The 17,272-nt window shown below is 62.7% G+C and carries 19 protein-coding genes and 1 pseudogene; 9 read left to right on the plus strand and 11 right to left on the minus strand.

All coding sequences use genetic code 11. From position 1 onward, the window contains the following. Nucleotides 1-97: 97 nt before the first annotated feature. A complete protein-coding gene (locus AC3ANQ_RS13600) occupies nucleotides 98-406 on the minus strand; it encodes a MerR family transcriptional regulator (protein WP_488301540.1) in 309 nt (102 codons plus the stop codon). Nucleotides 407-539: 133 nt separating this feature from the next. On the opposite strand from AC3ANQ_RS13600, the gene AC3ANQ_RS13605 reads away from it, so the two are divergent. The 6 genes from AC3ANQ_RS13605 (at nucleotide 540) to AC3ANQ_RS13630 (ending at nucleotide 5,168) form a co-directional block, all read left to right on the plus strand. Continuing rightward, nucleotides 540-965 carry an Hsp20/alpha crystallin family protein gene (locus AC3ANQ_RS13605; RefSeq protein ID WP_488301541.1) on the plus strand — a complete coding sequence of 142 codons (426 nt, stop codon included), beginning with the start codon at nucleotides 540-542 and terminating at the stop codon, nucleotides 963-965. Nucleotides 966-1,181: 216 nt separating this feature from the next. Next, nucleotides 1,182-1,640 (plus strand): J domain-containing protein, encoded by a 459-nt coding sequence (locus AC3ANQ_RS13610; RefSeq protein ID WP_488301542.1) that lies wholly within the window; start codon nucleotides 1,182-1,184, stop codon nucleotides 1,638-1,640. 34 nt (nucleotides 1,641-1,674) lie between these two features. After that, the gene (locus AC3ANQ_RS13615; RefSeq protein WP_390282350.1) at nucleotides 1,675-2,049 is read left to right on the plus strand and encodes a hypothetical protein; all 375 of its coding nucleotides are present in this window, start codon (nucleotides 1,675-1,677) and stop codon (nucleotides 2,047-2,049) included. Nucleotides 2,050-2,071: 22 nt separating this feature from the next. Beyond that, nucleotides 2,072-2,302 carry a hypothetical protein gene (locus AC3ANQ_RS13620; protein WP_488301543.1) on the plus strand — a complete coding sequence of 77 codons (231 nt, stop codon included), beginning with the start codon at nucleotides 2,072-2,074 and terminating at the stop codon, nucleotides 2,300-2,302. 753 nt (nucleotides 2,303-3,055) lie between these two features. After that, nucleotides 3,056-3,313: a lipopolysaccharide assembly protein LapA domain-containing protein gene (locus AC3ANQ_RS13625; RefSeq protein WP_488301544.1), complete on the plus strand. Its 258-nt coding sequence runs from the start codon at nucleotides 3,056-3,058 to the stop codon at nucleotides 3,311-3,313. Nucleotides 3,314-3,647: 334 nt separating this feature from the next. Continuing rightward, nucleotides 3,648-5,168 (plus strand): GH1 family beta-glucosidase, encoded by a 1,521-nt coding sequence (locus AC3ANQ_RS13630; RefSeq protein WP_488301545.1) that lies wholly within the window; start codon nucleotides 3,648-3,650, stop codon nucleotides 5,166-5,168. 539 nt (nucleotides 5,169-5,707) lie between these two features. Here the strand turns inward: AC3ANQ_RS13630 and AC3ANQ_RS13635 are convergent. The 4 genes from AC3ANQ_RS13635 to AC3ANQ_RS13650 all read right to left on the minus strand — a co-directional run bounded on the left by AC3ANQ_RS13635 (nucleotide 5,708) and on the right by AC3ANQ_RS13650 (nucleotide 10,539). Beyond that, nucleotides 5,708-6,151, minus strand: a complete 444-nt coding sequence (locus AC3ANQ_RS13635) for a cytotoxic translational repressor of toxin-antitoxin stability system (protein WP_488301546.1) — start codon at nucleotides 6,149-6,151, stop codon at nucleotides 5,708-5,710. After that, nucleotides 6,148-6,588, minus strand: coding sequence for a hypothetical protein (locus tag AC3ANQ_RS13640; protein WP_059389068.1), 441 nt, complete (start codon nucleotides 6,586-6,588; stop codon nucleotides 6,148-6,150). Before AC3ANQ_RS13640 ends, AC3ANQ_RS13635 begins: the two co-directional genes overlap by 4 nt. Nucleotides 6,589-6,725: 137 nt before the next feature. Beyond that, nucleotides 6,726-9,146 carry a TOTE conflict system archaeo-eukaryotic primase domain-containing protein gene (locus AC3ANQ_RS13645; RefSeq protein WP_488301547.1) on the minus strand — a complete coding sequence of 807 codons (2,421 nt, stop codon included), beginning with the start codon at nucleotides 9,144-9,146 and terminating at the stop codon, nucleotides 6,726-6,728. Between the two features lie 670 nt (nucleotides 9,147-9,816). Beyond that, entirely contained in the window at nucleotides 9,817-10,539 is a 723-nt protein-coding gene (locus AC3ANQ_RS13650) for a hypothetical protein (RefSeq protein ID WP_488301548.1), read from the minus strand. A 198-nt stretch (nucleotides 10,540-10,737) separates the two neighbouring features. Here AC3ANQ_RS13650 and AC3ANQ_RS13655 point away from each other — a divergent pair, with 198 nt between their 5' ends. Continuing rightward, nucleotides 10,738-11,070, plus strand: a complete 333-nt coding sequence (locus AC3ANQ_RS13655) for a hypothetical protein (protein WP_488301549.1) — start codon at nucleotides 10,738-10,740, stop codon at nucleotides 11,068-11,070. A gap of 770 nt (nucleotides 11,071-11,840) precedes the next feature. Beyond that, a complete protein-coding gene (locus tag AC3ANQ_RS13660) occupies nucleotides 11,841-13,013 on the plus strand; it encodes a serine hydrolase domain-containing protein (RefSeq protein WP_488301550.1) in 1,173 nt (390 codons plus the stop codon). A gap of 204 nt (nucleotides 13,014-13,217) precedes the next feature. Here AC3ANQ_RS13660 and AC3ANQ_RS13665 read toward each other — a convergent pair. From AC3ANQ_RS13665 to AC3ANQ_RS13690, 6 genes and pseudogenes are all read right to left on the minus strand, one after another. Further along, nucleotides 13,218-13,637: pseudogene (locus AC3ANQ_RS13665) on the minus strand (aldehyde dehydrogenase family protein); the annotation flags it as partial. A gap of 45 nt (nucleotides 13,638-13,682) precedes the next feature. Further along, on the minus strand, nucleotides 13,683-13,967 hold the full coding sequence (locus tag AC3ANQ_RS13670) for a dihydroxyacetone kinase subunit DhaK (protein WP_488301551.1): 285 nt from the start codon (nucleotides 13,965-13,967) through the stop codon (nucleotides 13,683-13,685). Next, nucleotides 13,957-14,157 carry a hypothetical protein gene (locus AC3ANQ_RS13675; protein ID WP_488301552.1) on the minus strand — a complete coding sequence of 67 codons (201 nt, stop codon included), beginning with the start codon at nucleotides 14,155-14,157 and terminating at the stop codon, nucleotides 13,957-13,959. The genes AC3ANQ_RS13670 and AC3ANQ_RS13675 overlap by 11 nt, the downstream gene beginning before the upstream one ends. A gap of 106 nt (nucleotides 14,158-14,263) precedes the next feature. Next, nucleotides 14,264-15,301: an SLAC1 family transporter gene (locus tag AC3ANQ_RS13680; RefSeq protein ID WP_488301553.1), complete on the minus strand. Its 1,038-nt coding sequence runs from the start codon at nucleotides 15,299-15,301 to the stop codon at nucleotides 14,264-14,266. Further along, complete coding sequence (locus tag AC3ANQ_RS13685; protein WP_488301554.1) at nucleotides 15,298-15,822, minus strand: PaaI family thioesterase; 525 nt, start codon at nucleotides 15,820-15,822, stop codon at nucleotides 15,298-15,300. Before AC3ANQ_RS13685 ends, AC3ANQ_RS13680 begins: the two co-directional genes overlap by 4 nt. A gap of 48 nt (nucleotides 15,823-15,870) precedes the next feature. After that, nucleotides 15,871-16,587: an SDR family oxidoreductase gene (locus AC3ANQ_RS13690; RefSeq protein WP_488301555.1), complete on the minus strand. Its 717-nt coding sequence runs from the start codon at nucleotides 16,585-16,587 to the stop codon at nucleotides 15,871-15,873. A gap of 127 nt (nucleotides 16,588-16,714) precedes the next feature. Between AC3ANQ_RS13690 and AC3ANQ_RS13695 the strand changes: the two genes are divergently transcribed. Then, nucleotides 16,715-17,197, plus strand: coding sequence for a winged helix-turn-helix transcriptional regulator (locus AC3ANQ_RS13695; protein ID WP_488301556.1), 483 nt, complete (start codon nucleotides 16,715-16,717; stop codon nucleotides 17,195-17,197). Nucleotides 17,198-17,272: the final 75 nt, after the last annotated feature.

The following is a 17,272-nucleotide window of genomic DNA, read 5'->3' on the forward strand; positions in this document are numbered from 1 at the left end:
AGTTGTCCGGGAGGCACTATCCGGCCCTGGATCAGGACTTCGCTGCAGTCGCATCGTCGCCACCTTCTTGGTTGAAGCTCCGGCAGAGATAGGAACATCAAGGACGGGCCCTGTCCCGTGTAGCGTTCGCGGACCTGAGTTCCGCCTCGAGGCGCCGGTTGTCGGCCTCCAGGACCAGGACCATCCGGATGCCGGCCAGGTTCAAGCCCAATTCCAGAAGCTCGCCGATCCGCCGCAATGTCACAAGGTCGTTCTCGCTGTACTGGCGGGTACCGCCCAGGGTCCTGCCCGGTTCCAGCAGGCCCTTGCGTTCGTAGAGGCGCAGGTTCTGCTGACCCGTTCCCACCAGTGCGGCCGCAACGGAAATCGCATACACGCCCCTCCCCCGGTCCTCCGCCTGGCTCATCGGGTACCTCCAGAATCCTTCGAAAATCAGGCTTGCCCTGACCCATATGTAGTGCTATAAGAAATATATACCAGCCACCATAGATCGGCTGGGTTGACAACAAAAAGCTGCGATCTGCAAGGAGTGAAACACCATGCTGATGCGAACGGATCCCTTCCGTGAACTCGACCGGCTCGCCGAACAGGTACTCGGCACCACAGCCCGGCCGGCGGCCATGCCGATGGACGCCTGGCGGGAAGGCGAGGACTTCGTAGTCGCCTTCGATCTGCCCGGAGTCAATGTGGACTCGGTGGACATCGACGTCGAACGCAACGTCCTGACTGTCAAGGCCGAACGCCCGGACCCCGTCGGCGAAGGCACGGAACTGATCGCCTCCGAACGGCCGCGCGGCGTCTTCAGCCGCCAGCTCATCCTCGGCGACGCGCTGGACACCGAAGGCGTCAAAGCAAACTACGACGCCGGCGTCCTGACCCTGCGCATCCCGGTGGCGGAAAAAGCAAAACCGCGCCGCATCGAAATCGAAACCACCGGAAAACAGCGCCAGGAGATCAACGCCTGACCGCCGGCGCAGCCTCCCGGACCGGGAGCACCACAGCGGCCCGCCATGTAAAGAGGGCGGTCGAGTTCACAGACCACGCCACAGCGCAGCCTGCGCACGGATGGATGAGGTCCCGAGGATGACTCCCGCAACGATGGTCCCCGGCCGAACAGGCCGGGGGCCATCCCCCTCCCCCGCCCACGAGAACACCATCTAAAACACACACCACTGCCAACTATGAGGAACAACGGCCCCGACCTTTACGGCATCCTGCATATCGTCCCCACAGCTACGGCGCGCGAGGTGACCCGCGCCTACCGCACGCTCATGCGCGGCCTGCACCCCGACACCCGGGCGGCTCGCGAACACCCCACCGGCCCCGGGCCGACGGAACCGGAGACGAAGACGCAGGAAGAGCTGCAGGAGCTCCGGGACATCATGGCCGCCTACGCCATCCTCAGCAACCCGGAAAAGCGGGCCGCCTACGACCGGGAGCACCCGCGTCCAGCCGCGAACGCCAAGCCGCAGCGCCCTGGCGCCGCCTCCGTTCGGATCCCAAGGTCGCTTCCCGCCACGTCCCTGCTGATCGGACCGGTCATCTGGGAGCCGCCCGCGGGACGGTCCGCGGGAATGCCGGTCCGGCAAAGGTCATATCCGCCAACCGGCTACACGCTGATCCTGCAGATCAGGCGCTGAGAGCCGGAAAACCACACAATCCCAAGGAGCCCCCATGAGTGCCTGGCGCCCGTACGACAGCCAGTTGATGCCCGCATTCTACGAACGCTTCGAAAAGCGGTGGGGCAAAGGAACAGCGCCGTTCCTGGACCCCGAGACCCACGAACAACCCATGCCCCGGGCCCAATGGATCAACCCGGACACCGGCGCCGCCGTCGCGGTCGTCCCCATCTGGACCGAGGACCCCCAGCACCGCTCCTTCGGAGTGTTCTACCTACCCCCGGCAGGCGATATCTGGGTCCTGCGGCCCGGCTACACGAAATACCTCGAAACCGACACTAGGAACACCGAGCAAGCCAGCCTGCGCAACGACGCCTTCCGAAAAGCCGTCGCCCACGCCAAGGAATTCATCTACGGAACCCAACCCTGAAAACCATAATCCGGAGCACACCATGACCCCTCCACAGATCAGCCAGTTCCTCCAGGACTGCATCATCAAAGACGACACGAACGACTCAGGACTCGACGCCGACGTCTTCTACGGGATCTACATCAGCTGGTGCTCCCTGCACCGCAAAATCCCCCTCCCGACCATGCCTTCCGCACTGCCCTGCGCCTCGCAGGCTTTGTTAAGGAAAAGGACGGGAAGGGCAAAAAGGGAGTCTTCCAAGGCCTGCGCATGACGGGACCAGCCGCCGTGGACTACATCCTCAACAGCAGCGCCCAAACCCCGGCGGACCCCAGGTAGAGCAGGAGGCCACCGTCCGGCCGGACCCTGTTTCCGCCTGGTGTCCGGCGCCCACGCCGTACCAGGTTTGTAGCGCTGCTGCTTCCCGGCAAGCGGCCCGCGGGTTGGGTGGGCGGTGGCAAGGAAACGCACCAATGCCCGGTGTCACCTTTGCCGGGCATTGGCGCCGCTACCGCCGAGAGCATCTTCCAGGGAATCGCCCTCGTGGACGATCGCAGGCCGCCGAACCGGCCGCGGGCTTGAGTACGCCCTACGTGTTTTAGCTGCTCGTGCGTCGGTGACCTGTCCGAAGTGATTTGGGGGTGGTCGCAGGAACCCTGGCAGTGGTGTCTGCGGGCCGCGCCCGGCCCGTCACGGGGGGAGGCAAGGGGCCCAAAGAAGATGCGTGTCACGCCATATGAGGTCCGGCGTCAACCCTCCCGGAGGGTCCACCGGGCTCTCAAAACAGGGCCCACGAGGAGGGTGTGGAAGGCCGCCGTGCGGCGTACCTTTGTTGTGGCGAGCTTCGCATATCCCCCATTTGCGCAGCCGCCTGGAACCCGTGCGTTGGAGGCGCTTCCGACTCGCGCGGGGGTTCCTGATCGCATTGCCGTTCGCGGCGTCCCGTCGGCCGACCGACCCCCTGTTGCCTACGGAGCCGTCCCACGCGCCAACACCCGGCGCGGGCGTGCCGGCGGGGCGTCGGCCGGTGGTCACCCGCGCCGGGATGGTCTGGACGGCCACCGTAGCCGCCCTCGTGCTCCTGATCCTGCTCATCGCGTTCATCGTGCAGAACCAGGACGCCGCCAGGGTCAGGTTCTTCGGCCTGGACGGAACCATCTCCCTGGGCATTGCCCTGCTCATCGCCGCGGTCGGCGGCGGGGCCCTGGTCGCCGTAGCCGGTGCAGTACGCATCATCCAGCTCCGGGCCCGCACCCGCCGCACACCAACACCGCCACGGCCCTGACACCAACCACGACACCACACCCGGCAGCGAACGGCTCCGGCTGTCCGCGCAGGGGCATGGCCGGCGCGGGCCTTGAAGGGACCGACTGCGGGCCTGCCCTGTGGGCTCTGAATTCCTAGAGTTGTCCCCATCCGCCAAGTAGCTGATGAGTAACTTGTACTGAAGGTTGTGGGAGTCGTTGGCCCGGGGCGCCGATCAAATGCTGGGCTTCGATCCTGCATCCGAATCGGCATACCTGCCGGTAACTCAGGGAATCATGCGAAGATATGGTCCGGACTTCGCGTGGTTAGAGGATCCCGTGGCAACGTTATCTCTTTGACGAGGGGCTGAACCAATGCATATCACCGCCAAAGAGCTGGCCAGGCTCATTCCGGCGGACTTCACACTCGGCGTGGCCACGGCCGCCTTCCAGATCGAAGGCGCGCTGAACGAGGATGGCCGTGGTCCGGCAGGGTGGGATGTTTTCTCGGCCCGACCCGGGGCGGTCGTCGGCGGTGACAGCCCAGAGGTTGCGTGCGACCATTACCATCGGATGCCCGAGGACGTGGCTCTGATGAAGCAATTGGGCGTGGATTCGTACCGCTCCTCCCTATCCTGGCCGCGCGTCCAGCCCAGTGGCAGCGGTCCAGCGAACCGGGCTGGACTGGACTTCTACGACCGTCTCCTGGACGAACTGCTCGCGAGCGGGATTTCCCCGATGGTCACCCTCTACCACTGGGACACGCCCTTGCCCCTGGATGACGCCGGCGGCTGGCTCAACAGGGACACCGCCTACCGACTCGGCGAGTTCGCCGCCATCGCCGCCGCTGCCTTTGGAGACAGGGTGGCCCGATGGGTGACCATCAACGAGCCTGCCACGGTCACCACGAATGGTTACACCCTCGGGCTACACTCGCCCGGGGAATCCCTACTGCTCAAGGCGCTGCCCACTGTCCACCACCAGTTGCTGGGTCACGGCCTCGCTGTCCAGGCACTGCGGGCAGCCGGCGTTCCCGGGGAGATCGGAATGAGCAACGTCTATTCGCCCATGGTTCCGAATTCCATCAATCCCCTGGACAAGCTGAGCGCGGGTTTCATGGACATCGCGCAGAACAGGCTGTACGCGGACCCGGTACTAACAGGCAAGTACCCGGACCTGATCCGTGCCGCCAAGTTCTTTGGTTCCTTCGACCACCCCGACGAGGACATGAAGGTCATCTCCCAGCCGCTGGACTTCTACGGGCTCAACTACTACATGCCAACCAGAGTCGCCGCGGGCGCCGGCGACGGCGCCATGCCCGCCAACATGGCGGAGGCCATGGGAGACGACTTGAGCGCCGCCGGTGGCGCCAGCGCTCCATTCCACCTTGAAGCTTGGCCGGAAGCGGACATCACCGCCTATGGGTGGCCCGTGAAGCCTGATTACCTGGGCGTGACCCTAAGGGAGATGGCCGAACGGTACCCCAACCTGCCCCCTGTCATCCTCACCGAGGGCGGTGCCAGTTTCGAGGACATAATCGTCCGTGACAGGCGCACGAACACCACCTTTATCCCGGACGAGCGCCGGCTGAAGTACCTATCCGACCACCTCGAAGCCGCACTGAAGGCCACAGCACCCGGCGGACCAGCCGAGGGAATAGACCTGCGCGGCTATTACGTGTGGTCGCTGATGGACAACTTCGAATGGTCCGCCGGCTACAGTCAGCCGTTCGGCCTGATCCACGTGGACTTCCAGACCCTGGCACGGACGCCCAAGGCGTCCTACTTCTGGCTTCAGGAACTCATTGAGGAACGAAACTTAGCCGCCCATGCGCGCGCCCACACCACCAAAGACACGGATCCCGGACAGCAGCCCAAACACGCCGCCGACAACTGACTTCAGATCCGGCCCTTCCAATCGCTCAGGACAATGCCTCCCGGTCCCACTGAAACACTAGACGACTCAACAACGAAAGATTCCATGGAGGCGCCCAGGAATGGCCGCCGTTGCAGCCACCGCCGGCGGTTGAAGGCCGGACGAGGCCCCATCAGACTGACATACCCAAGTCATGCAGTCCGGTCCCTACCCACCATGAAGAAGAAACAAGACCACAGACCACTCCCCATCCAGAGAACGCGAGGCAGAGGACCCCACAAAAGACCCGAAGGAACACACAAAAAGCTGATTTGTGCACAGTCAGAGAGCCAAAGGCCCCCTGACCTGCGGAAACACGTGCCCAAGGTGGGACTCGAACCGGACTCCGAGCCTTGAGAACATGGGGAAGTCCCGAAAACATACCGAGTACGGCCCGGTCCGGCCCCGGTACGGCCCAGTCCGACAGCCAAAGTGTGCACATTGTGCACACGCCGCTTTTTTCACGGAGACGAATGTCCGCTATGGCAAATGCGGCCTGTCCGACCAACCGGGCAACCGCCTCAATCGTCCTGTCCTCCCCCTTGCGACATCCAGTAATCGTTGATCGCCTGAACGGCCTGCTCTTTCGTCATCCGGGCAACATCTCGTTCATTCATTCCAACGGTGTGGGTGAGTTGCCAGACCAGCGCCAGGGGAATAGCCGAAGCGGGAGGGGCTGCCATTCCGCGGGCAGGCAAGGCACCGTCATCGACGCATGCCCAAAACTCATCCTCACTGACCTCGAGCTGGTCTTGGAGAATATGGTTCCAGATCGAACTCGAATACGTGGTGCGATCCACCGGGCGGGAAATCCGGGTCCGCAAGATCCGTCCGTCTTGCAGACTCAACCGGTAAGTCGCGTGATGGCGCACTGGTTTCCCGCGGGCATTCGTCACCAACTCCCAGCGCTCGGTTAGACAGAACTTCTCATGGTCGTCCCGTCCGCCCACGCGTCGGACGCTCATGCCACCGAGCCGGTGAGCCAGGCGGCCAATTGCTGATCGGTGCACAGATCAATGAGCTGAACCAAGGCCCAGTTCTCGCGGTGATTGGGCGCCGCGTGCAAATGGTCCTCCCAATCCTCCGCGTAGTCCCGCAAAGCATCGACAAAGTCCGCCAACGCTTCACCCAGTTCCGTGGCCTCAGCGGCAAAAGGCTGCCCCGGCATGAAGACAGCCCATGCTCCGTCCTCGTTCACGACCTGGACATTGGCGACGACCGTCAATTCCAGATAGCGGCGCAAGCTCTCTCCATTGACGACGGCGGCCGTGGCCCTGTCGGGCCGCCGTATCGTGGACAGCCCTCCCCGCTCGCTGGCATCGAGGATCGTCTTCAACGAATCCCGTGCTTGGGTAAACCCGTAGACGTGTCCACCGACTGTCTCATGTGTGGGGGTGCTCATATATCAATCATCCGCACGTACATCAGGTACGTCAAGTACGTCCACGTCGCTTTCCGTTACGTGGTCGTCACGGGGACCATTTGGTGGCTGATGCTGTCGCAGAATCACCGAAGACTGTCCATGCGGGGATGACGACGTCACGCGCTTGGCAGTTTCCGCGGATCAGGGAACCCGAGCGAGACGTACCCCGGCGCCCGCTTGTTCAGTGAAGCTGCCAGGACCGGAGTGGACTCATCATGGTAGTCGTGAACGGTCGCCACCGTTTTCCCTGGGTATGGTCGGATGATTCGGCCGGCGTATTGGACCAACCTGCCCCTGAAGGAAATGGGGGCCGCAAGGAACAAGGTATCCAGCTTCGGACAATCAAAGCCCTCGCCAATGTAGGAGCCGGTTCCCAACACCAGCAGCGGCTCTGAGTCATCGGAGTTCAAAAGAAGGTCGACGGCGGCTTGTCGCTCCTTCGCCTTCATTGCCCCAGTGAAGACCACCGGCTTCAGACCATTCGCCTCGAACCGGGACCTGAAGGAATCAAGATGGGTTTTCCAGGTGGTCAGCAAAAGAATTCGCGAGTTCTGTTCGTAAGCCACCATAACGTCGTCGTAAATTTGGTGCAGGCGATCCTCGTTGGCAATCAAGTCCTTGTAGATGGCGGAAATCCCGCCAGGCTCGCTGGGGTCCGCGCCGCCATCGTAACTGTAGGACGTCCGGTGCAGCTTCAAAGCCAGCGTGGGATCGGCAACCGCTTGCACGTCGCGTGGCAGCTGCTGCGGAGCAGGGGGCGAAATGGTGTGCGTGATCTTGCCGAGCTGGTGGTAGATCAGCGAGTCCAGTTTGTCCCTCCGGTACGGTGTCGCCGTCAACCCCAACCAGTACCGTGCCGGGATCTGGTTCATGACATGGCTGAATGCCACGGCCGGGACATGGTGGCACTCGTCCACGATGACAAAACCGTACCCGGCGGTCAGCTCAGCGACGTTGTCGCGCCGCGCGAGCGTGGGCAAGAGCGCGACGTCGATGCGTCCCGTTGTCTTTGCACGCCCTCCACCTATTTGGCCGCACTTTTCATCCATGAACTCGCGTATGCGGCTACGCCATTGGTCAGCCAGGGCCTTGCGGTCAACCAGGATCAGCGTGGATACGCCACGACGCGCCATTGCGGCACAGGCGATGACTGTCTTGCCGGTGCCGGGCGGAGCCACCAAAATGCCTTGCTCAGTGGAAGTGGCGGCATCCATTGCGCCTTGTTGCTCCCCACGGAGAAGAGCTGTGAACTCGAAACTTTGAGCGGTGCCGGATGCGCGCTGATCATCAATGCGCAGTGTGCTGCCACTCGATTCGACCAGTTGATGCAAGAGCGACAGCAAACCGCGAGGCAAAATAAGGTCGCCTTCAAGAGTTTCGTCATAGTTGCGGAGAAAACGCGGGATGTCCCAGGTCGACCGGCGCTGGCGTTGACGTTCGTAAAACTCGGGGTTAGGCATTGACGCGGCATGTTTGACTGCCGAAATCATGGCGGGCCCCAGATCCGTTGCTTTGATGGTTATACGTGAAGCGAAGGTAGCGCGAATGATGAGCGCAGGGCGGGGAACGATCTTGGACGACTGGGGCAGTTCGAGCCGGCGGACCTCTTGTCCCAACTTGACGGCAGGCAGCCTGCGGATGTGGGTGTTGACTTCCCCGGCCGAGAGTCGGTCGAGGCTGGACAGGTACGCCCATTGGTCCTCATACGGTTCGAGGGTAGTGGTGTCGAGGAACAGCGTTGTGCCGTGCTGGCGGCGCTTTCCGTTCAGCGGTGCAGCAATCAGATTGCCCATGCCCTTGCCCGAATGCACGTTTTGGGACGGAAAAAGCCTGTCATAACTTGCCAAGCTCATGCTGCCGCGCAGTCCCATTGCCTCGTGAATCAGCCCGGTGCCGAGTTGGCGCGCGGCCGAGCCCGCTACGGCCGTGCTGAAAAAGATCCAGGCATGAGCTCCGCGTCCGGATTGGGAGACTTCAAGCGCAGCCGGGATCCCGCGAAAGCGCGCAGCCTTGACGTACGCCAAGGCATCCAACATTGCGGCATCGCCGTCGAAATCCGCTGCCACCCACCAGCATGTTTCCTGCTCAGTCAAGGGATAGAGGCCAATGTGGTGCAGTCCGCGCAGATGTTCAGCCACAACGATGGGAGTAAGCGGCAGGAAATTGGCACCGGCCATGTTCGCGCCCTTGCGCCAACCGCCGGCGACGGCGGGTATCCAGCCGGATCGACCGTCCCGTGAGTTCTCCCATCGGAGTGCATAGACATCGCTGCGTGCCCGGAACAAGTCCTGGAATAGACGAACTTTTGCCTCCGGAGACGACTCCATGGTCACGGGGCCACGGTTCACAACTGCAGGAATGGCCGGCTGGTCTTGGCGGGGAGCTCTTGATTCCGGCTCGGTGAGTACCAGCAGTTTCCGCAGCCTGGCATTCTCGAGGCGCAGTTCCTCAAGTTCGCGGGTCATGGCGTTGCCTGCCACATCGGGAAACCAGGGCAGGGCACTTTGCCCGACGACATCCGGCGTGTCTTCATTCACAATTTCCATTGTGACCGGAGAAACGCCTGAATTTCGAAAACTTCCCGTGAACCGGTGGGCGGCGGCACGCGTCAGTGGCGGAGCCCGATACTGCTGGAAGGGCTCGGACATCCGGAAGAACTGGTTCGTACCGGCTCGCATCCGGCTGGTTCGCGACAACGAGCAGAATCACCCCCGTCGTCATGCTCTAGCCACGGCGACCCCAGACCACAACCACAACATGGCGCCGAGCCACGACCGCACCATGAAAGAGCAAGAACACAGACCTACCGCCCAACCGAAGGAAAGAGGCACCCGGCCACACCGAAGGCCACCAACAAAAACGGCCCCGAAGGGCCCATAAAAAGCTGATTTGTGCACAGTCAGGAGCCAAATAGGCCCCTGACCTGCGACAACATTGTGCCCGAGGTGGGGCTCGAACCGGCTTCCGAGCCCTGGAAATACTGGGAACTCCCGAAAACATGCCGAGTACGGTCCAGTCCGGCACCAGTACGGCCCAGTCCGACGGCAAGGGTGTGCACATTGTGCACACCCCATTTTTCGCTTAGAGACCGCCGCGACACTACTCCCCGCCTTGGGATCGTTGGCCTTGCTGTAAATGGTTGCTTGCAAGGCCTTGGCTGTCACTGGCCAGCCTGCGAGCACTGCCTTCAAGTGACGTACAGGGATGTCAGTGGCCGCGGTTGACCGTCGGGCGCTCTTTCAGGGTCTGGCCGATCTTCTCGACGGAGGCGAACCAGGACAGTATGTCCTGATCAATCGCGCCGATGACCGTCCGCATGTTGGCGAGCTGGGCTTCGATTCGACTGTTGATCAGAGGTTCAAGATGCGCGACACGGTTGCGCAGGCGATACACGCCCTCCACCGCCCGTTCCAGTTCATGGACCGGTCGTTTCAGGTTCGGGAAGGCCGAACTCAGTGCCTGATCCCACAACAGTTGCTTCCCGGCATCCTTACGGCCCGGCAGCATGAACCGCCACGTGCCAAGCGACATGGCCGCAAGAAGATCCTCGTGCAGCGGCTCGCGCAGGTGCTTCGGCCGCAGACGCGTTGATCTGCCCGCCCGCGCCCTGGCATCGGGAATGTCCCTGCCCACAATTCGCTCTATCAACACCGACGGGTCCAGGAGCCAGTCCGCGGAGTGGGCCTGTCCGGTTTTCGGGTTGGTCTGGGTTGCGTTCCACAGACACAGTTTTTCATCGAGGGCATTACGTAGCACGACCTCGAAAATGTGGAGTGCCTCGTATGCCGCGCCCGAGAGCCGGATGTTCCATCGGTACAGGTGAACCGCATCCTGCAGGCTTCCGGCAGCTTCAAGGTAGGGTGCAAGCCGGGCCTTGCTCAACCGCCGCAGCAGCACGGACTCGATGCTCTTTGGTTCAGACTTAGCCATGGTAGTAGACTGTAAAGGAAGACAGGGGCAGGTTCCCTGTTATGGATTACTGAGGGTCCCGCAGCCAGGAGCTGCGGGGCCCTCAGCCATTTCCCTCCAGATCCCAAAACCAGCTCAACGGATTCCACCAATCCCCCGGCGAGCAACCCAGGAATCCCCCGGCGGCTCCCGCGTGCCCTTCCAACGTAGAATCAGGCCATGGTGCGGATCGAGGAACTGACGGACACAGACACCGGAACGTTTGCCTTCCGCACATCGACAGGCTCCCTCTACCGGATCGCCCTCGGCAACTCCCCAAGCCTCACTCGCCTGCCAGCGGACCAAGGCCCAGAAGCCGCATACCGAACGGCAGGCGTGTCGGTTCTCAGGATGGACACCGAGGAGATTCCCCTGCTGGGCATCGGGAAACTCAAGGTGGGCGAAAGGGCCATCTTTTTCTTGGACGTTGTCGGTGACGGGATCACGGTCACAACGCGCGACACCAGTGAAGTCGTCAGCATCCACCTTCTAAAGAACCCCCGGCCAAACTGAGCTGCCCAACCAAGCGATCGCCCCGGGTGGACTGCATCCGGTCTCCGAATCGATGGCGGCACCGGGGATAACCCAGGCGCTGTAACCGAGCAGTTTGCTCGTAGCCGGGCGCTCCCGGGCCAGTTTCGTCCCGGAAACTGCTCGAAGTAGATGTACTCTTCCCTCACGCCTGCTTCGCTGAGCGCGTCAAACTGCATCTGACCGTGCTGATCGGTGGTCAACTATCGGGCGTATCCCAGAAGCAATCCCATGCCGCTCATGCCAAATCGAGGGTGTGTCATCGACGAACACCTTCTCCAGGCGGCAGGCCTCCAGCCCATCGGTCTGACCGTCAGGCTTCTGTGCCCTGATCGAGACGGGCGTATCCGATCGAAGCCGTGCCCAGAATGTTCCGTCGACCTGGCTGAGAGTACACAGTTCTCAGGTCGGGCAATGAGACACAACACGCCGAACTGGACGGCCGACTGTGCGGCATGCTCTACGGACGGCCGTCCGCGGAACCGAACGCCGTGCCATCGACTCCACAGCGGCCCAAGCCGAATACATCGCCGCAGTGAGGACATCGCGGAAGGACCTGCGACCCACCTAGCAATATCACGGACACCGACCGCGCATGATTCATCCGTATTGCGGCCGCGGGCGGGTTCTCCTGCGTGAGCGCGAGTCTTAGCATTGAGATGCTGGAAAGACGGTGCTGATTCAAGTCTGGCCGGGCGTTGGCGCCGAGCACGGCCGAGCCCGATGTCACCTGACCTGATCGGCGGCTTCCCATGAGCTCCAAGAACTTCGCCCTGAGGCACGCGGCCCTCGCCGTTGTCCTCGCCCTCTCGGCCTGCACCTACACCGCCCCCGACAGCACACCATCACCGACCGCCCCAGCCGCGACGGACTCGCTCGCTCGTCAGGCGAAGCTGTTCATGGACCAGGGCGCCGTGTCCGCTATGGTCCAGGTACGTTGGCCCGGCGGGGAGTGGTCCAAAGCGTACGGCGTCCGCGACCTCGACACCAAGGCCCCTGCACAGCCCACCGACCTGGCGGAAGTCGCGAGCATCACGAAGACCATGACCGCGGTCACCGTCCTCAAACTCGTCGATGACGGCCTCATCGGCCTCGACGACCCTGTGAACGACATCGTCCCCGGGTTCAAGACGCTGCTCCACCCGCCCGGGCCGATCACCGTTAGGCAACTGCTCGGCCACACTTCCGGGGTGCCCGAGTTCACGGACGTGCTCTACAAGGACGTGGACGTCCGAGCGTCCATAGGCCAACTGCTGGTTACGCCCGAGACTGCGCTCCGAGTGGCGGGTACCCAGCCGTGGGAGCCCTTCTCTGTGGGCAGCTTCAGCTACTCGAACACGGGATACATGGCCTTGGGCCTCTTGGTCGAGGCACTCCGCCACAAGCCGTTCCCTCAAGTGCTCCGCGAGGAGGTTATCGACCCGCTCGGCCTCAAGGACACCACCACCGGACGGCTGAACCTCCATGAGGCACGGCTCCTGCACGGGTACATCGCCCTCCGTGGGGAGCGGCTGGACGTAACCGACAACTCGGACACAGCCGACTCTCCGCATGCGGGCGTCACCTCGACCGTGGCCGACGTGAACACGTTCTACGCCGCCCTCTTCCAAGGCAGACTCCTCTCGGCAAAGAGTCTGGCCGAGATGAAGAAGAAGCCAAGTCTGGCGCCCTGCGCGCTCGGTGTCTGGACGACGCCGGACGGATGCATGGGCGGGACGCGGTTCGAAGGGCGCGGCGGATTTTGGGCATACTTGACGGTCGCGGTAACCTCCGAGGACGGGAAGTACGTGGCCTCCATGACCGTGGTGCCACCAGTGATCCCTTCCGACATCGAAGACCCCTCGACACAGGCCAAGCGCGATCTGTATCGGGGCCAGATGGAATCCACACTCAATGAAACGCTGGATCGCCTCTGCCAACACTGAAAAAGCAGCCCGGGCGGTCTCCGGGCGGTCGTTGGCAAACCTAATGACGCTCGCCGGGTAGGCCGGTACGGCAGCCTCGCGGTGAAGACGGTGCTCCTGCGCGCTTAGAGGGAGTAGGTGGCAATATCGGGGGCGCACAGTCAGCCACTGAGTTTCCGTGAACGCCTCGATGTTTGCCTCCGGCCCCCCGAACCGCGATCCGTTTCCGGAGGCGCGTACACCGCCAAAGGGGGCATTCGCTTCGTCGCCAACCGTTTGTTCGTTGATGTGGACAATACCGCTGGGAATACTATCGGCAAGTTCCATCGCCAAGCCCACGTCGCCCAGTATGCCCAGTGAGAGACCGTATTCCGTGTCGCTGGCCAGTGCGATCGCCTGTTCGACGGTAGCGAAAGGCACGACAGGCGCCACGGGGCCGAACACCTCTTCGGCATAGGCCGGCATTTCAGGGGTAACCCCAGCGAGAACCGTGGGCCGGTAGAACAGGCCCTCGTGGGTTCCGCCAGCGGCCAAGCGCTTAGCTTGCCGAGGCTGGTACGGCACTCCGCACCGCCAAGACCTGAGACAGGAACAAAGACCGTCAAGAATGCGTATCCCACCTATCCGTGACGGGCACAGCACCACTCGTGCGCGTTGGTGCTCATCCTTGAGCGCCCCGAAATTTGGGGATTACCCGGTAAAGAGCCCAAGTGCTGCGCGTTTCGTGTCCAAGACGTCCGGACCAGCTGCCTGCTGGAGGACACCCCCGACCTCCTGCCGCGCTCCGGATGCAGCTGGGGGTCTGCGGGCACAGCATGGAGGATTTGCTGGAGGGGCAGAACGCCCCAATCCGAGCTCTGCGACAAGCGGATCGACCACTAGAGCCGTGAGCTCATCCGCTCCCGCGAAGGGCACTCGTGCAGTGCCGCGTTCACCATGGATACCGACGCCAAGTTCGACCTCATCAGGACGCAACCTCGTACTCGTCCTCCCCCACGCGCAGCGTGGTCGGGGTGATTTCGCTGATGGGCTGCTTTCTAATGTCGACGAGGTGGACGTTGGCACGGTTGAAGGCTTCGTAGTAGCCGTCACCGACCGGAGGCCGTTTTGCGCCGTAGGGGTAGTCCTTGGGGGTCAACAGCTCGGCCGTCTGCGGATCGAGCACGCCTTCCCGGATCTTCCGCCGGACGAACTCGGCGGCGTACTCGTTGGCTTCAGCGGATGTGTCTATGTCGTCGAAGGTCGAGCAGGAAAAGCACGAAGCGGGAGCTTCAGTGCACTTGCGTGCTCTGTGGTGCGGCCAGTCTCGTTGCCTTTGGGGCGATGGGTGTCGGCACGGTGCGAGCGGTGATGACCAAGGTGAAGGCCGTTGCAAGGCCGAGAATCGCCCAGGCGCATATTTGCCGGCCGGGGAGGTCGGTTGTTGCAAGCCAGCGGATGGCATAGTTCGTGGTCGCACCCACGGGAAAGGTGAATACCCAAAACATTTGCGTGAAGGGAAGTTTGCGGTACTCGGGGAGGAGCATGACCTGCATCAGCACCATGATCAACAGTACGCCTGTCAGTCCGAGCTGAATCGCTCCCAAGGGTCCTGGATGTGACACCATCCACGCGATATTGGCCGTTGCCGGCGCAGCCAGATAGGCGGACAGTCCGACCTTGGCGGCTGGTAGCACCTCGCCGCCGGTCATCAGGCGGACGGTGACGACAGTTCCTATCACCAGCCAGAAGAACACGCCAACGCCAAACGCGGCCATGGCCGCACCATGGGCGTGGATGCTTGAGAACCCGATGCTGGCAACGAAGGATCCGGCTGCGACGGGTAGCAGGTAGCCGGGATGGATAGATTGCATGGATACCCCGCCGGTGACCCAGTGGGCGAGGAGCTGGGCAGCGACGACGGCAAGGCCGGCAATGAAAGCCACACACAGCCAGGCGCCCCATGGCGGCAGATACTGGCTGTAGTGCGACGAAAGCAGGATCCCTACTAAGGGGATGAAGGACGCAAAGGGCCCTGCCACTTCGTGTCTCAGGTCGGCCCGGAATGCTCCTTTTCGGCGAAGGCCCCGGAACACGTAGACGGCGGTCAGGATCAACCACAGGGAGCTTGCTGCCCCGTAAAAGATTTCCTCCGGCCACATAGGCGATCCGAGAGAGCTCCTCGCGGCGGACCAGCCGCCGCCAAGACCGGCAAGCCCCAAGGGAATGCCGAAGCGGCTCAACGCCGGTATTCCCGACAGGGCGGCCGGGGGCAAGGCGCGATCCGTAGGGGCCGGCGTCAGGGCGTCAGAGGTGCAGGTATCAGTCATGTTGTCAGAGCGCCTGGTTGGTGGGTGAAGATGAGCAGCGTGCTCGTCGCGGTGGCGAGGAGTTCTCCCCCAGCGGTGCTGAGGCGGCCTTCGGTGAAGATCACCCGCGAGCCGGTTTTCACGACTGACCCCTCTGCGCGAAGAGCACCCTTCTGGAGCGTGATGGGTCGCAGATACTTGACCGCCAGGTCAATGGAGGTGTAACCGATCCCTGCTTCCAAGGTACTGTGTGCTGCGCAGCCGAGCACCGTGTCAAGGAGCGTGCAGGCCAGGCCACCGTGCACCATTCCGAGGGGGTTGTAGTGCGCTTCTCCCGGCCAGCACTGGAACTCGACGTGACCGTATTTCGCATCGACGAGATCGAAATTCATCAGGGAAGCGATCGGCGGCGGCGCGATGCTGCCGTCGCGGAGGCCGGAAAAGTAGTCCAGACCCGACAGCAGTGGCAGCTGTTCGAGCGCGATTGCCGGATCCATCCAGGTGAAGGTTTCCGAGCGTTGCGCTGGGGCGTTCGTTGACACCAGGGTTTCCTCCTTAGGTTCTCTGCAGGTCTTCAGGCTTTGCCGCGGTCATGCCGGGGAATTGGATGCCAGGACCGGGTACAGACCCAAGATCGGACCCGACAGGCCGAGCTTCACCCCGGCGCTGATGTCGTCCACGATGACCTCGTAGTCACCTTGCTCGAGCCCATCGAAGGACTTCCGCGCGACTTCCTCGGGGGAGGTCTTCGGGGCATTCACGCCCTTGGCCATGGCTGTGTCCATGTAGCCGACGTGAACACCCGTGACTTGCGTGCCTTGGGGGGCCAGTTCCACGCGGAAGGAGTTGGTCGCTGACCACAACGCGGCCTTTGATGCGCTGTAGGCGCCGGTGAGTGCGATCCAGCTGAGCACCGAGTGGATGTTGAGGACCGCTGATGTATCGCTGGCGGCAAGCACCGGTGCGAATGCCCTGGTCATGGCGACGGGTCCGAAGAAGTTGGTCTCCATGACTTCGCGGATCTCCTCGTCGGAGAGTGCCAACAGAGTGTCCGATTCGACGCTCGTACCGGCGTTGTTGATCAGGACTGTGACGTCCTGGGCCTGGGCGACGGCGGCCCGGACCGAGTCAGCGTCGGTGACATCGAGAGTGAGAGGGACGACCCGGGGATCGTTCCACTCTTGCGGGCGGCGGGCTGTCGCGTACACCTTTGCAGCACCCCGGGCGAGGGCCTGTTCCACGAGCTCGCGGCCCAGTCCTCCGTTCGCGCCGGTGACAAGGACGACGGCGCCAGATAGCTGTGGCATGGATTCTCCTACTGTCGGATAGGGCGGCGACGCGGTTGTCGCGGTCTCAGAACATCAGATTAGCTGAGTCGGTTGGATTTTCCAACTGACCTGTATACTTGAGGAGAGTACTGAAAGCAGGTGAACGATGAATCGGCCGACCGAGAAGGCAGTAAATGCGCCGAGGGCGTGTTTCATCGCGGCAGGCCTCGACGTTTTAGGGGAACGGTGGGCGCTGCTCGCCCTTCGCGAGATGTCGCTGGGCGTTCACCGGTTCGATCAGATTGCGCGCAATACAGGCGCGTCCCGCGACATCCTGACGGACCGGCTGCGCACACTCGAAAACCGTGGCGTGATTGAGCGTGTCCAGTACTCCGAGCGCCCCGCGCGCTACGAGTACCACCTCACAACCTCCGGAGCGGAAGTCGCGCCCATTCTCATTTCGCTCGCGGCGTGGAGCAGTACATGGATGCGCGACGAGACGCCCCGCGCTTCTTATCGGCACAGTTGCGGGGCGGACCTGAAACCGGTGGTGTTGTGTGCGGAATGCGGTGAGGAGTTCACGTCAGGAAGTCTGTTACTGGGACCGCTTGTGTCAAGCGCGGGTACGGACCCGGCGTCCGGCCAGTAACCACAAAAACCGAACGGAGGACGAAGGCGGTACGTCCCGCCTTCGTTCTCTTGCCACCGTTTGCGTCCGGCTTTT

It is taken from the genome of Arthrobacter sp. DMZ02-1R (assembly GCF_057747935.1).